The 13,526-nt window shown below is 66.3% G+C and carries 13 protein-coding genes; 9 read left to right on the top strand and 4 right to left on the bottom strand.

What is annotated here, in order from left to right; translation table 11 throughout:
* Window positions 1-21: 21 nt before the first annotated feature.
* Window positions 22-276: a hypothetical protein gene (locus tag WDM94_15790; GenBank protein ID MEJ0014037.1), complete on the bottom strand. Its 255-nt coding sequence runs from the start codon at window positions 274-276 to the stop codon at window positions 22-24.
* A gap of 268 nt (window positions 277-544) precedes the next feature.
* Between WDM94_15790 and WDM94_15785 the strand changes: the two genes are divergently transcribed.
* Entirely contained in the window at window positions 545-1,222 is a 678-nt protein-coding gene (locus WDM94_15785) for a WHG domain-containing protein (protein MEJ0014036.1), read from the top strand.
* Here the strand turns inward: WDM94_15785 and WDM94_15780 are convergent.
* Both WDM94_15780 and WDM94_15775 read right to left on the bottom strand, forming a co-directional pair.
* Window positions 1,185-2,504 (bottom strand): MFS transporter, encoded by a 1,320-nt coding sequence (locus WDM94_15780; protein ID MEJ0014035.1) that lies wholly within the window; start codon window positions 2,502-2,504, stop codon window positions 1,185-1,187. The two genes, WDM94_15785 and WDM94_15780, sit on opposite strands and share 38 nt — an antisense overlap.
* A gap of 52 nt (window positions 2,505-2,556) precedes the next feature.
* The gene (locus WDM94_15775) at window positions 2,557-3,219 is read right to left on the bottom strand and encodes an exopolysaccharide biosynthesis protein (protein ID MEJ0014034.1); all 663 of its coding nucleotides are present in this window, start codon (window positions 3,217-3,219) and stop codon (window positions 2,557-2,559) included.
* 137 nt (window positions 3,220-3,356) lie between these two features.
* Between WDM94_15775 and WDM94_15770 the strand changes: the two genes are divergently transcribed.
* From WDM94_15770 to WDM94_15735, 8 genes are all read left to right on the top strand, one after another.
* Window positions 3,357-4,226, top strand: coding sequence for a sugar phosphate isomerase/epimerase (locus WDM94_15770; protein MEJ0014033.1), 870 nt, complete (start codon window positions 3,357-3,359; stop codon window positions 4,224-4,226).
* Between the two features lie 263 nt (window positions 4,227-4,489).
* Entirely contained in the window at window positions 4,490-6,745 is a 2,256-nt protein-coding gene (locus tag WDM94_15765; protein ID MEJ0014032.1) for an EAL domain-containing protein, read from the top strand.
* A gap of 291 nt (window positions 6,746-7,036) precedes the next feature.
* The gene (locus WDM94_15760; protein ID MEJ0014031.1) at window positions 7,037-7,774 is read left to right on the top strand and encodes an acyl-homoserine-lactone synthase; all 738 of its coding nucleotides are present in this window, start codon (window positions 7,037-7,039) and stop codon (window positions 7,772-7,774) included.
* A gap of 75 nt (window positions 7,775-7,849) precedes the next feature.
* A complete protein-coding gene (locus WDM94_15755) occupies window positions 7,850-8,830 on the top strand; it encodes an aldo/keto reductase (protein ID MEJ0014030.1) in 981 nt (326 codons plus the stop codon).
* Window positions 8,827-9,768 carry a nucleoside hydrolase gene (locus tag WDM94_15750; protein MEJ0014029.1) on the top strand — a complete coding sequence of 314 codons (942 nt, stop codon included), beginning with the start codon at window positions 8,827-8,829 and terminating at the stop codon, window positions 9,766-9,768. Before WDM94_15755 ends, WDM94_15750 begins: the two co-directional genes overlap by 4 nt.
* A gap of 293 nt (window positions 9,769-10,061) precedes the next feature.
* Window positions 10,062-10,949 carry a DMT family transporter gene (locus WDM94_15745; GenBank protein ID MEJ0014028.1) on the top strand — a complete coding sequence of 296 codons (888 nt, stop codon included), beginning with the start codon at window positions 10,062-10,064 and terminating at the stop codon, window positions 10,947-10,949.
* A 98-nt stretch (window positions 10,950-11,047) separates the two neighbouring features.
* Window positions 11,048-11,656, top strand: a complete 609-nt coding sequence (locus WDM94_15740; protein MEJ0014027.1) for a molybdopterin-dependent oxidoreductase — start codon at window positions 11,048-11,050, stop codon at window positions 11,654-11,656.
* Window positions 11,657-12,445, top strand: coding sequence for an FAD-binding oxidoreductase (locus WDM94_15735; protein MEJ0014026.1), 789 nt, complete (start codon window positions 11,657-11,659; stop codon window positions 12,443-12,445).
* Window positions 12,446-12,623: 178 nt separating this feature from the next.
* On the opposite strand, the gene WDM94_15730 is transcribed toward WDM94_15735, so the two are convergent.
* Entirely contained in the window at window positions 12,624-13,514 is an 891-nt protein-coding gene (locus tag WDM94_15730) for an NAD(P)-dependent oxidoreductase (GenBank protein ID MEJ0014025.1), read from the bottom strand.
* Window positions 13,515-13,526 lie beyond the last annotated feature (12 nt).

Here is a 13,526-nt window from a genome sequence, read left to right as displayed (position 1 = left end):
CGGCGTCGTCCTCCCGTTCGATCAGCCGGGCAGAGCGGCGAAGAGGGTGCCGAGCGGGCCGGGCAGCGCGGTGCTGTGGGCGCGGCCCAGGATCTGCGCGGCGATGTCGCTGAACTGGCCATCGTTCATGATGAACCAGGCTGCGCCGACCGCTGCGACCGCGAACGCTAGGCGCACCGCCCACGACAGGCCGCCGGCATCGGCGCCGCGCGCATCCTCCCCGTTCCCCCCGTTTGCCCCCGTCCCCAGTGTCCTGATGTTTAGCACGAGTTCCATTTTCGGTCCCTCCGTTTTGGTTTCGCGATCCCGCGCGGACCGCGTTTGAACGACGTTCAACATATACAGGTTTGAACAGTGTTCAAGACATAAAATGAACTCTGTTCATGGCGGCGCGACCGAATGTTGCGGCGTTTCCCTAAGCGGCTGAATTCACTTGTCCTTTGCAGTCTTCTCGCGAAGCGCATGGCGGCGATTTAACTTGTGCGGAATGGCGACTGGTGCCAATACGGGCTGAACATCGTTCATCAAACCGAATCGAAAAATCGTGGCCGCAGCCAGAAAGGTCCGCACGGAGAAGGCGGTGTCGCATCTCACGCCGAAAGCAGCTGAGCGCCGCTCGGCGTTGCGCGCCGACCTGATCGCCGCGGCTGAGAAGGTCATCGCGGCCGAGGGCGTCGCCGGGCTCAATGCCCGCGACCTCGCCGAGGCGGTCGGCTGTTCGCTGGGCGCGATCTACAACGTCTTCCCGCACCTCGACGCGATCATCTTCGAGGTCAACTCGCGGACGCTGTCGCTGTTCGAGCAGTTCGGCGCGCGGCGGGCGAAGGCGCGCGAGGGCATCGACCCGGCCGCCGCGCTTGTGGCGCTCGCCGAGGCGTACCTCGACTTCGCGGTGCAGAATCAGCCGCGCTGGCGGGCGCTGTTCGAGCACCGGATGGCGTCGGCGGACGCGATGCCGGACTCCTATCTCGCCGATCAGGCGCGGCTGTTCCTGCTGGTCGAGAAGCCGCTGGCGGCGCTGCGGCCGGATATGGACGACAAGCAGCGGATGCTGTTGGCGCGCACGATGTTTTCCGCCGTGCACGGCATCGTCAGCCTCAGCCTCGACTCCAAGCTCAAGTCGCTGCCGGTGTCGGTGCTCGGCGATCAGGTGCGCGCGTTCGTCGGCATCGTCGGCACCGGCCTCATCGCGGCGGCGCCTTCGGGACGCCGCCAACGCTGACCTGCCGGATCAGCACGGTGCCGAGCAGGAAGTAGACGAAGGCCAGCGCGAGCAGCACGGTGTAGCCGAGCGTCGGCTGGCCGGTGGTCTTGCCGACCCTTTGGAAATGATCGAGCAGGAAGCCGCCGATCGGCGTCGCCAGCACCTGCGGTAGCGTGAAGGCGACGTGCCAGACGCCCATGTCCTTGGCGTAGTCCTCCTCGCTCGGCAGCACGTCGGCGGCGAGCGCCCAGTCGACCGCCTGGTAGGCGCCGAAGCCGACGCCGAAGACGATGCCCATGATGACCACGAGCTCGAAGCGGCCGGAGAAGATGAACGCCGCAACGACCAGCGCCTGCAGCGCGCCGGAAACGTAGACGATGCGCTTGCGGCCGTGGCGATCGGAAAGCCGGCCGGCGACCAGCGAACTGGCGACGGCGCCGACGAGCAGGGCGAGGATGAAGAACGACGTCGCGGCCGGTGCGTTGTCGGCGAGCTGCGTGCCGAAGAACGTGTACGGGTAGGTCGCGGCGCCGCCGGCGACGACGTCGCGCATGTAGAACTGCAGGAACTCCTGCACCGTGAAAACGCCGAGCGTCATCAGCAGGCGGGTCCAGAAAACCCAGGAAAAATCGCGCGACTTGAACGGCTGGATGAGGCCGCGCACGAATTCGCCGGCGCGGAAGGGCGGCACGACCGGCGGCTCCGGTTCCTTCACTGTCAGCACGGTGCCGAGCATGCCGCCGAGCATGATCACCGCGAGGCCGATGTAGGCGCCGCGGATGCCGCCGATCGCGGGCAGCACGAGCCCGGTTATGCCCCCGACGAAGGATCCCAGCATCAGCATCAGGCCGAGCCAGCCGCTCGCCGAGCCGCGCTGTTCCTTCGGCACGACGTCGGGGATGAGGGCGGAGTAGGGCGCGGTGGCGACGTTGGAGAACAGCTCGATCCAGATGAAGGCGGCGATGTAGAGCGGCAGCGCGGCGGGCTCGCTGGGGATGAAGGCGAGGGCGACGAGGCCGACGACGTTGCCGACCGTGCCGACGACGAGGAAGGGCTTGCGCCGGCCCCAGCGGGTGCGCACGCGGTCGCTCCAGGCGCCGAAGAGCGGCGCCGCGATCATCGAGACGAAGGCGCCGGCGAGCAGGATCTGGCCGAGCGTCGTGCCCTTGAATTCGTGGCCGCCGATCGCCTCCGCCTGCAGCGGAAGCAGCGTGATCAGAATCGCGGCCCAGTGGGCGTTGGACGCGAACCAGTAGAGGCTGAGGCTTGCCTGGCGCCAGGTGCTGAGCTGCGGCCGCATGATCGTCGTCCCTTGGTTTGAACGACGTTCATACCAGCAACGTGAACTCTGTTCAAGTCGGGGAGGACGGTGCCTGCGGCCAGACGAAACCAAGCAGCCAGTGGGCGAGGCGCGTGATCAGGTCGCCGAGCAGGAAAAGCATCGCGGTGAGCGCCACGGCGCCGGCGAGGCCGGCGGCGATGAGAACGCCGTCGCGATGGATGATGCCGAGGGCGACGGCGGCGAGGCAGATCGCCGGCGGCGCGTTGACCAGCGGCAGCGGCAGCCAGAGGATTACCGAGAGATAGAAACAGAGGACGCCCATCGCCCGTTCCTCACGGACGAAGAAGTTCCAGCGCGGCCGCGAGATTTTTTCGAGCCACGCCAGGATCGGGCCGATGTATTTCGAGATCGCGACGAACACCTGGCGCGGAATCTTCAGGTCGAGCACGCGCTGCGGCAGGGTGGCGGCCTCGCCGAAAATCGCGAGGTGGGCGGAGATGATAAGCAGCGGGATGCCGAGCACGCCCGAGGCGCTTGGCAACGGCAGCGGCAGGGTTTCGGGCAGGACGAACAGGAACAGCGCGATGCCGTGGACGCGGGAGCCGGCCGCGGACACGACCGCGCCGAACGGGATGTGGGCCTCGGGCCGGGCCGCGAGCGAGCGCAGAATTTCCGAGGCGCTTTCGATGCGCTCTTCGGCCGGCAGCGGCGGTGCGGTCAGTTCCTGTTCCACGGGAGCTCCCCAGCTCGAGCGGCAAGTAGACCCTGCGGCGCGGCGAAGCGCAATCCACTGCTGAACCGGGACATTGCCGGCATTGACCGCGGCCACCGGCGCGCTCCAAGGTCGAGCAAAAGCCGGGAGGAGCGACGATGATCAGACTGGGCGGCAACGGCATTCCGGGCGGCGACGGCGACCCAGTCGCCTTCGCCAGGGCGCACCGCGCCTACGGCTACGGCGCCGCGTATTGCCCGCCGGTCACGATCAAGGACACGCAGCGGCTGGCGGCGATCGAGAAGGCCTTCGCAGCGGAGAACGTCGCCATCGCCGAGGTCGGCATCTGGCGCAATCTCGTGACGCGCGATGCCGCCGTCAGGAAGGCGCACCGCGAGATCGCGGCGGAGAAGCTGGTGATCGCAGATGCGGTGGGGGCGAAGTGCGCGGTCAGCTTCATCGGCTCGTATGAGCCCGGCTCGGACTACGGGCCGAACGCGCACAATCTCTCCGACGAGGCGTTCGACGACGCCGTCGAGGCGGCGCGCTACCTGATCGACACGGTGAAGCCAAAGCGGGCGAAGTTCGCGCTGGAGATGGAGCAGTACAGTCTGCCCGACTCCGTCGATATGTACGTCAAGCTGATCAAGGCGGTCGATCGGCCGGAATTCGGCTGCCACGTCGATCCGGTCAACCTCGTGATGACGCCGCGCACCTACTTCAACACGCCGACGCTGCTCCGCGAGATATTCGACAAGCTCGGGCCTTGGATCGTTTCGTGCCATGCCAAGGACATCATCCTTTACCATCAGGCGGCGCTGCACTTCGACGAGATCATCATCGGCAAGGGCACCATGGATTATCGCGTCTTCCTCGCCTGTCTCGAGAAGCTTGGGCGCGAGGTGCCGCTGATGATGGAGCATCTCACGGACGCCGAATACGCGATCGCGCGCGACGAAATCTTCAAGGTTGGAGACGCCGCCGGCATCGGCTTCGTCAATCGGCGGGTTGGAGCAATGGCCGGTTAAGCCTTTCGCGTCATGGCAAACGAAGTGTTTACGCGAGCGGGCAGAGCGTAGCGATTCCTGCGCGGGAAACTGCGGCGCTCGTCAATTCAAATCAGGGGCTGCGGCGCCCGATGCTGACAATGATCCGATTTGTCGGCAAAACCTGAAGGGAATTTTTAGAGAAATCGGTCAAGTGTTGCCGTGCAAATTCCTTTTAGTCGCGGCGACTTATGTTCAATTTGCAGTTCAGGCGTTCCCGGCGCACAGCCGATCTCCCGATCGAGGTGTACGCGCCCCTCGTGGATTCGCTCTACACCGAGCGCCGGACTCTGTTCGTCGGTTCGGTCGCCATTTCGCTGGCCGTGCTGCTGTCGGCGTGGAAGACGCACGACGGCCTGCTCTATGCCGTGTGGGGCACGATGGTCGCGATCGCGTTCCTGCGTGCCATCGACATGTCGATCTACGCGCACCAGCGTCCTCAGATGACGCGCATGGAAGTCGCGCGGCACTGGGAGCTGCGCTACGTCACCGGCGCCGCGACCTTCATGGGCATGCTCGGCGTCTGGTGCCTGGTCGTCTTCGCGACGACCAACGATCCGTTCCTGTACATGATGAGCATCTCGGGGACGATCGCGTACATGATCGGCATCTCGGGCCGCAACTTCGGCAGCGCGCGGCTGGTCGCGGTGCTGATCCTGGTCGACGGCATTCCGGTCGTCGTCGCGCTGCTGCTGCCGTTCGATCTTTACTACACGGCGAGCGCGGTGCTGATCGCGGCGTTCTTCATCAGCTTCAAGTTCATCTCGGACCGGCTGCGGCGCACGCTGCTCGACGCCGTCATCGCGGCGCGCGACGTCGCGGTGCTGGCGGCGCGCTTCGACACCGCGCTCAACAACATGCCGCACGGCCTTTGCATGTTCGACGCCGACCGGCGCGTGGTGGTGACCAACAAGCGGCTGGGCGAGATCCTCGGCCTTGCCGCGCGCGGCGACCGCAAGGGCCAGACGGTGCGCGAGCTGGTGCTCGACTGCGTCGAGGCCGGCACGATCCTGCGCTCCGAGCTCGACCGGCTGGCGACCGACATCGAGGCGCGGCTGCGCGGCATCCAGAACACCGGCTTCACCATCCAGAAGCAGGACGGGCGCACGCTCAGCCTGACCTTCCAGCAGATGGCGAACGGCGGCTCGGTCGTGCTGATCGAGGACATTACCGAGCGCAAGTCGGCCGAGATGCGCATCAGCCATCTCGCCCGCTACGATTCGCTGACCGGCCTGCCGAACCGCATGTTCCTGCGCGAGCAGATGGACAAGACGCTGGCCGCCGCCGGCTCCAACCCGGTCGCGGTCATGTTCGTCGACCTCGACCAGTTCAAGCAGGTGAACGACACCCTCGGCCATCCGCGCGGCGACGTGCTGCTGCGTGCGGTCGCCGATCGCCTGCGGCATCTCGTCCGCGCCTCCGACATCGTCGCGCGCTTCGGCGGCGACGAATTCGTGGTCGTGCAGTCGCCGATCGCCGGCGCCGAGGACGCCGCCCATCTCGCCCGCCGCATCGTCTCGGCGCTCAGCGACACGTACGAAGTCGATGGCCACCAGGTCGTGATCGGCGCGTCGGTAGGCATTGCGCTGTCGCCGCGCGACGCCACCGGGCCGGACCACCTGCTCAAGATCGCCGACATGGCGCTCTATTGGGCGAAGGCCGACCAGCGCGGCACCTTCCGCTTCTTCGAGCCGGAGATGGATATCCGCGCGCATGCGCGCCGCACGCTGGAGCTCGACCTGCGCAATGCGCTCGCCAACAGCTCCTTCCAGGTGTTCTACCAGCCGCTGTTCGACCTGAAGACCAAGCGCATCTCGACGTGCGAGGCGCTGGTGCGCTGGCCGCATCCGCTGCGCGGCATGATCTCGCCGGCCGAGTTCATTCCGGTCGCCGAGGAGATGGGCCTGATCGTAGACCTCGGGAAGTGGGTGCTGACCGAAGCCTGCAAGACGTGCGCGACCTGGCCGGCTGACGTACGCGTCGCGGTCAACCTGTCGGCCAACCAGTTCCGCCGCGGCAATGTCGTGAAGACGATCCAGGAGGCCCTGGCCGAGACCAACCTCGACCCGAGCCGGCTGGAGATCGAGATCACCGAATCCGTCCTGTTCCAGGACACCAAGGCGACGCGCGCCATCCTGCACGAGCTGCGCGACTTCGGCGTGCGCATCTCGCTGGACGATTTCGGCACGGGCTATTCGAGCCTGAGCTACCTGCAGAGCCTGCCGCTCAACAAGGTCAAGATCGACCGCTCGTTCCTCGAGGGGCTCGAGACCGGCGACCGGGCCCTCGTACTGCTGCGCGGTATCGCCAAGCTGTCGGCCGAACTGGGCCTCGCCGTTACGGTCGAAGGCATTGAGACGGCAGAGCAACTTGCCCTGATCGCGGCCGAGGAAAGCGTCACCGAGGCGCAGGGCTGGCTGTTTGCGCCGGCGCTGCCGGCCAAGGAAGTGCGGCTGCTGCTCGACAGCACCATCCCGCAGATGCTGGAGCGGGTCGCCTAGACCTGCCGATGCTTGCGCCGCGGAAACGCGCGGCGTTCGGCCCGAGGTAATTACCGGCATTCCCCTGACATCGTAGCCCGCACACCTTGCGATGCTGGCGCTGTGCCGTATTGGCACGACTGTCATCCTTCGGTCACACCGGAACAACTTTGCCACGCAGACAGCGCATTTTGCGTTATTTGCGGAGCAGCCATGCGTAGAAAGTTAACACTAATTCTTTACTTCGCTTAACGATTCGTTAATCATGTTCCTCGGGTCGGCGGCACCTGTGTCGCGTTCGAGGAGTGTGTCATGGCTGCGCCTGCGGTCGCTTCGCCGCTCAGTCTTGCGGAACGCATTCAGTCGTTTCTCAAGCGGGTGGAATACCGGCGCGCCGAGACGGACGAGGCCCGCGAAGCGATTTTCCGGCTGCGTTACGACGCCTACCTCAAGGAGGGCGCGATCCAGCCGAGCTTCGGCCGCCGCCTGTCCGATCGGTACGACGATCTCGATAATGCCTGGCTGATCGGCATCTATCTCGACGGGCGCCTGTGCTCGTCGATCCGCATCCATGTCGGCAGCCCGGACTATCCAGACATGGTCGCGGCCGACGTGTTCGGCGATTTCGTCAAGCCGGAACTGGAAGCCGGCAAGGTGATCGTCGATCCGACCCGGTTCGTGGTCGATCCGGCGATGGCCGGGCGCAATCCGGAGCTTCCCTACGTCACCGTCCGCATCGGCCACATGGCGGCGGAATACTTCGAGGCCGACATCGTGCTGGCGACGGTGCGCCAGGAGCACCGCGCCTTCTACAAGAAGGTGTTCGGCCACGTCTCCGTCTGCGAGCCGCGCGAGTATCCCCTGCTGGTCAAGCCGCTCGGCCTCATGATGCTCGACGTCAACGCGTCGCGGCCGATCATCAACAGCCGCTACCCGTTCTTCGTTTCGGGGCAGGCGGAGCGGGCGCAGGTGTTCGGGCCGCGGCCGGGCTGGGCGCCGGAGCGGCGTATCGCCTCGGCCACCGGCGACGCGCAGGCCCTCGTCGGCTAGCGCCGCGGGGCCTATAACCCTCGTCAGGCGGCCGCCCTCCCGGCCGCATCTTCATTCCCCGACGAGGACCGCCCCATGCAGTACACACGACTGGGTACCACCGGCACGACCGTTTCGCGCATCTGCCTCGGCATGATGACGTACGGGTCCAAAACGTCGCGCGAGTGGATGATGGAGGAGGCGGACGCCCGGCCGCTGATCAAGAAGGCAGTCGATCTCGGCTTCACCTTCTTCGACACCGCCGACGTCTATTCGACCGGCGTCAGCGAGGAGATCACCGGGCGGGCGCTGAAGGACTTCGCGCCGCCGCGTGAAGAAATCGTCGTCGCGACCAAGGTCAACGGCGCCATGGGCAACGGCGGCAACATGCGCGGCCTGTCGCGCAAGCACATCCTGCAGGCGATCGACGCTTCGCTGTCGCGCCTCGGCATGGACTACGTCGATCTCTACCAGATCCACCGCTTCGACCCGGCGACGCCGATGGAGGAGACGCTCGAGGCGCTGACCGACGTCGTGAAGGCGGGCAAGGCGCTCTACATCGGCGCCTCGTCGATGTACGCGTGGCAGTTCGCGCAGTATCTGGCGCTCGCCGAGCGCGAGGGGCTGTCGCGCTTCGTGACGATGCAAAACCACTACAACCTCATCTATCGCGAGGAAGAGCGCGAGATGCTGCCGCTCTGCCGCAAGGAGGGGATCGGCGTCATCCCGTGGAGCCCGCTGGCGCGCGGCCTGCTGACGCGACCGCGGGCCGAGAGCGACGCGACGCTGCGCGCCAAGACCGACGAATTCGGGCATAGCCTCTACAAGCGCGACGGCGGCGATGCCGACGTCATCGACAAGGTCACCGAGGTCGCGAAGAAGCGCGGCGTGCCCAATGCGCAGGTGGCGCTAGCCTGGCTGCTGGCGCAGCCCGGCGTCACGGCGCCGATCATCGGGGCGAGCAAGGCCGCGCATCTCGACGATGCGGTGGCGGCGCTCGACATCAAGCTCGAGGCCGACGAACTGAAGGCGCTGGCCGAGCCGTACCTGCCGCACGCGGTGCTCGGCCACACGTGAGACGCCGGATCATCATCGACAGCGATCTCGGGCAGGACGACGCCGTCGCGATCCTGCTGGCGCTGGCATCGCCGGACGAACTCGAGGTGCTGGGCATCGTCGCCGTCGCGGGCAACGTGCCGCTGGCGCACAGCGAGCGGAACGCGCGACGCATGGTGGAGCTGGCGGGGCGGCCGGAGGTGCCGGTCTACGCCGGCTGCATGCGGCCGATGATGCGGGCGCTGCGCACGGCCGAGCATGTGCATGGGCGGACCGGTCTCGACGGCGCCGAGCTGCCCGAGCCGACGGTGGCGCTGCAGCCGAAGCACGGGGTCGATTTCATCATCGATACGTTGCGCGCGGCCGAAGCGGGCTCGGTCACGCTGTGCGCCCTCGGCCCGCTCACCGACATCGGCATGGCGCTGGTGAAGGCGCCGGACATCGCCCGGCACATCCGCGAAATCGTGATGATGGGCGGCGCCTACTTCGAGGTCGGCAACATCACGCCGGCCGCTGAGTTCAACATCTTCGTCGATCCGGAAGCGGCCGACGTGGTGATGAAAAGCGGAATCCCGATCGTGATGTCGCCGCTCGATCTGACCCACCGGCTGCTGACGACGCCCGAGCGCATCGATGCGTTCGCGAAACTCGGCAACAGAACCGGGCCGATCGTTGCGGGCCTCCTGTCCTTCTTCGAGCGCTTCGATCGTACGAAATACGGATCGATCGGCGCGCCGCTGCATGACCCGACCGTCATTGCCTATCTGCTCAAGCCCGATCTGTTCGCCGGCAAAACGGTCAACGTTTCAATAGAGACCAGCAGTCTGCTGACGCTCGGCATGACGGTGACCGACTGGTGGCAGATCACCGACCGGCCGCGCAATGTGCACTATCTCCGCGACGGCGATGCCGATGGGTTCTACGCGTTATTGACGGAGCGGTTGCGGCGGCTGCCTTAAGCCTTGGCGTCGCCGACGCTTGCGAACCCTCCCCTTGCGGGATGGTCAAAACGCGCAGCGATTTTGGGGAGGGGTATGCCTCCGCGATAGCGGAACGCGCGGCCTCCCCGTCGCCGGAGCGACACCCCTCCCCAAACCGCCTTCGGCGGTTTGGCCCTCCCGCAGGGGGAGGGCTCAAGCGGAGTCCGGCCGCTCAAACCGCGCCGCGTCGGCTACCGTTGCCGTTCTGTCACCTACGGCGGCGCGATCCGGGCTATCGTCCGCTTCCCTCCTGCTCGGTTCGCTTTCCTCCGATGCTCAAAGGCGTTGCCGCCGGCTTCCTTGCGTATGGCCTTTTCTCGGCCAGCGACGCCTCCACCAAGGCGCTCGGCGGGACGCTGTCGGTGTTCGAGATTCTGTTCTTCCTGACGCTCGCCTCGTTCTCCACCTTCGCGTTCGCCAAGCCGAAGGACGAGGCGTGGCCCGACATGTGGCGGATCAACAATCCGCGGCTGGTGCTCATCCGCAATGCGTCGGGCATCGTCGGCAGTTTCTTCGCGGTCTATTCGTTCACGACGCTGCCATTGCCGGAGGCGTATTCGCTGCTGTTCCTCATGCCGGCGTTCGTGACGATCTTTTCGATTCCGATCCTCGGCGAGGAGGTCGGCTGGCGACGCTGGCTGGCGGTCATCGTCGGCTTTGGCGGCGTACTGCTGGTGGTGCGGCCGGGCTTCCGCGAACTGCATCTCGGGCACCTGACGGCCATCGTCGGCGCGGCGCTCGGCGCGGTGTCGCTGATCACGCTCCGCATGATCGGGCGGAGCGAGAAGCGGATCACGATGCTCGCCTCGCTCTACGTCATGGCGCTGATCGCCGACGGCGCGCTGATGATCTTCAACTTCCGTGTTCCGGGGTGGCATGAGGTCGCGATCTTCACGCTCGGCGGCTTCCTCGGCGGCATCGGACAGATCGCGATGCTGACCGCGACGCGCTACGCGCCGAGCAACCGCGTGGCGCCGGCGCAGTACAGCCAGATGCTGTGGGCGATCCTCTACGGCGCTCTGTTCTTCCACAATTTCCCCGACCCGATCGCGTTCGTCGGCATCGCGCTGGTTGTCGCCTCGGGCCTGTTCACGTTCGTGCGCGAGGAGCAACTCTACGGCTGGTCGCGGCGCACTTTCCTGCTGCGCACGCGCCAGTAGTGGCCTCACCGCCGGCCGCGCCCTATGTCTTGACGGCACGAGGGGGCGGGTTCAGTCATGACCAACGAAGCAGCCGGTCCTTAGAGGAGGCGCGACACATGGCGACGCGTGGATTTTTCGGGCGCCGGCCCTCGGCCGAGGATGCCGTGCGTCTGCCGCCGGGGCAGTACAAGGAGGAGGGCTTCCCCGTGCTCTCCGCCGGGCCGACGCCGCGTGTCACGCATGAGGACTGGAAGTTCACGCTGAAGGTCGGGCCGAAGCCGATCAAGACGTGGAACTGGACCGAGTTCAACGCGCTGCCGCAGATCAAGATGCACAAGGACATCCACTGCGTCACCAAGTGGAGCAAGTTCGACACCAACTGGGCGGGCGTGACGATCGAGGACATACTCGACGACGCGGGCCTCGAGCCGCCGACGCAATACACGCTGGCGCATTCCTTCGACGGCTACACGACCAACGTTCCCTACAAGGACCTGACCGGCGAGCAGGCGATGGTGGCGACCTCGTATGAAGGCGCGCCGATCGCGCCAGATCATGGCGGGCCGGCACGGCTGTTCGTGCCGCATCTCTATTTCTGGAAGTCGGCTAAGTGGGTGAACGGACTGCAATTCACCGACATCGACGAGGCTGGGTTCTGGGAGCTTCGCGGCTATCACATCTACGGCGACCCGTGGAAAGAGCAGCGCTTCACCGGTGATCCGTAAGTGAATGTAGTCCAGCCCGAGCGGCTCATCTGGCAGGAAGCTACCGTCAGCCGGATCGTCGATGAAACGGCGACGGTGAAGAGCTATTTCCTGGCGCCGAAAAACTGGCCGGGCTTCCTGGCCGGGCAGCACGTCGACGTGCGGCTGACGGCGCCGGACGGCTATCAGGCGCAGCGCAGCTACTCGATCGGCTCGGCGCCGGAATCGCCGGAGGTCGAGCTGGTGATCGAGAAGCTCGACACCGGCGAGGTTTCGCCTTTCTTCCACGACATCGTGCAGACCGGCGACACGGTGGAACTGCGCGGGCCGATCGGCGGACACTTCACCTGGCAGAAGAAAGACGGCGGCCCGCTGCTGCTGGTCGGCGGCGGTTCCGGTGTGGTGCCGATGATGTCGATTCTCCGCCACCGGATGAACGTCGCGCCGGAGGTGAAGACGGTGCTGCTCTATTCGGTGCGGCGATACACCGACATCATTTTCCGCGAGGAGATTTTCGCGCGGGTGGAGCAGGATCCGAACGTCAGCATCTTCGTGACGGTGACGCGCGAGACGCCGAACGATCCGCGCGTGCGCACCGGCCGCATCGACGACAGGCTGGTGGCGGACGTGTTCGAGAAACTCGGCGGCATGCCGCGGCGGGCCTATGTCTGCGGCGCCAACGCGTTCGTAGACGTCGCGAGCCGCCTGCTGCTCGACATGGACGTGCCGTTTCCCGCGATCAAGACGGAGCGGTATGGCGGCGACCCGGCGCGGGAAGGCGGCGCCGGGCAGGCCGTGCCGGAGGCTTAGCGCCGCCAGCCGATAGGCTGGGCCCCACCCGCCATCGCTTCGCGATGGTTCCCCCTCCCCGCAAGGGGGCGGGAGACTCGCTGCAGCAGCGGAATCCTCCCTCCCCCTTGCGGGGAGGGTGCCGAGCGCAAGCGAGGCGGGTGGGGAACGCGTTGTCGGGGAAAGCGGAGAGTGGGTTCTATCTCTTCGGCTTGGCGGTTGCCTTCGGCTTTGACTTCGCCTTCGCCACCTGCTTCCGCCAGGCGAACTGCGGCTTGTAGCCCAGCACCTTCTCAGCCTTCGCGATCGAGATCAGCGACTCGTTCGGCTTCAGTGGCCGTTTGCGCGTCGTGTTTGGGAAGACTTCGTCGAGCAGCGACTCGTTCGCTCGCGTCATCACCGAGTCCGCGTTGGCGATGCCGAAGACGTGGGCGCCGGCGAGCTTCGCCTGCAGGGCGAGGCGGATCGCCTGCGCGCCGTCGCGGGCGTCGATGTAGGTCCACAGGTTCCAGTGGCGCAGCCGCGCGCTCTTGTTGAAGCCGGGGAAATTTTCGTAGTCGTGCGGCTCCATGACGTTGGAGAAGCGCAGGCCAACGATCTTCAGGCGCGGGTCCCAGCGGCAGAACTGCTTCGCCATCTCCTCGCCGATCGCCTTCGACAGCGAGTACGCCGTCTCGGGATGCTGGATCTCCTCGTCGACCGGCGCGTAGGCCGGACCCTTGGGGTAGGGGATGCCGTAGACCGTCTCGCTCGAGGCCCAGACGACGTTCCTGATCCCGAGCTGCCGGGCGGCCTCGAAGATGTTGTAGGTCGAGAGCGTGTTGACCCCGAAGGTGGTGTGGTTGGGCGCGAGGCCCGGCGCCGGGATCGCCGCGAGGTGGACGACGCCGGTGACTTTGGCGACGCGCTCGTCGATCATCGACAGCGCCGCCATCGCCTGGCCGAAGTCGGTGATGTCGGCGCGCGAGAAGCGCACGCCGGCGTCGCGCGGCGGCACCATGTCGATGTTGGTGACCTCGTAGCCGTGGTCCATGAGGTCGCGGACGCACACGCGCCCGAGCTTGCCGCTGCCGCCTGTGACAACAATCATCGCCGTCTCCCT

The organism is Bauldia sp., assembly GCA_037200845.1.
Classification (GTDB): domain Bacteria; phylum Pseudomonadota; class Alphaproteobacteria; order Rhizobiales; family Kaistiaceae; genus DASZQY01.
Note: the sequence above shows the minus strand (reverse complement) of the source record. Positions and strands in the feature narration are given on the sequence as shown.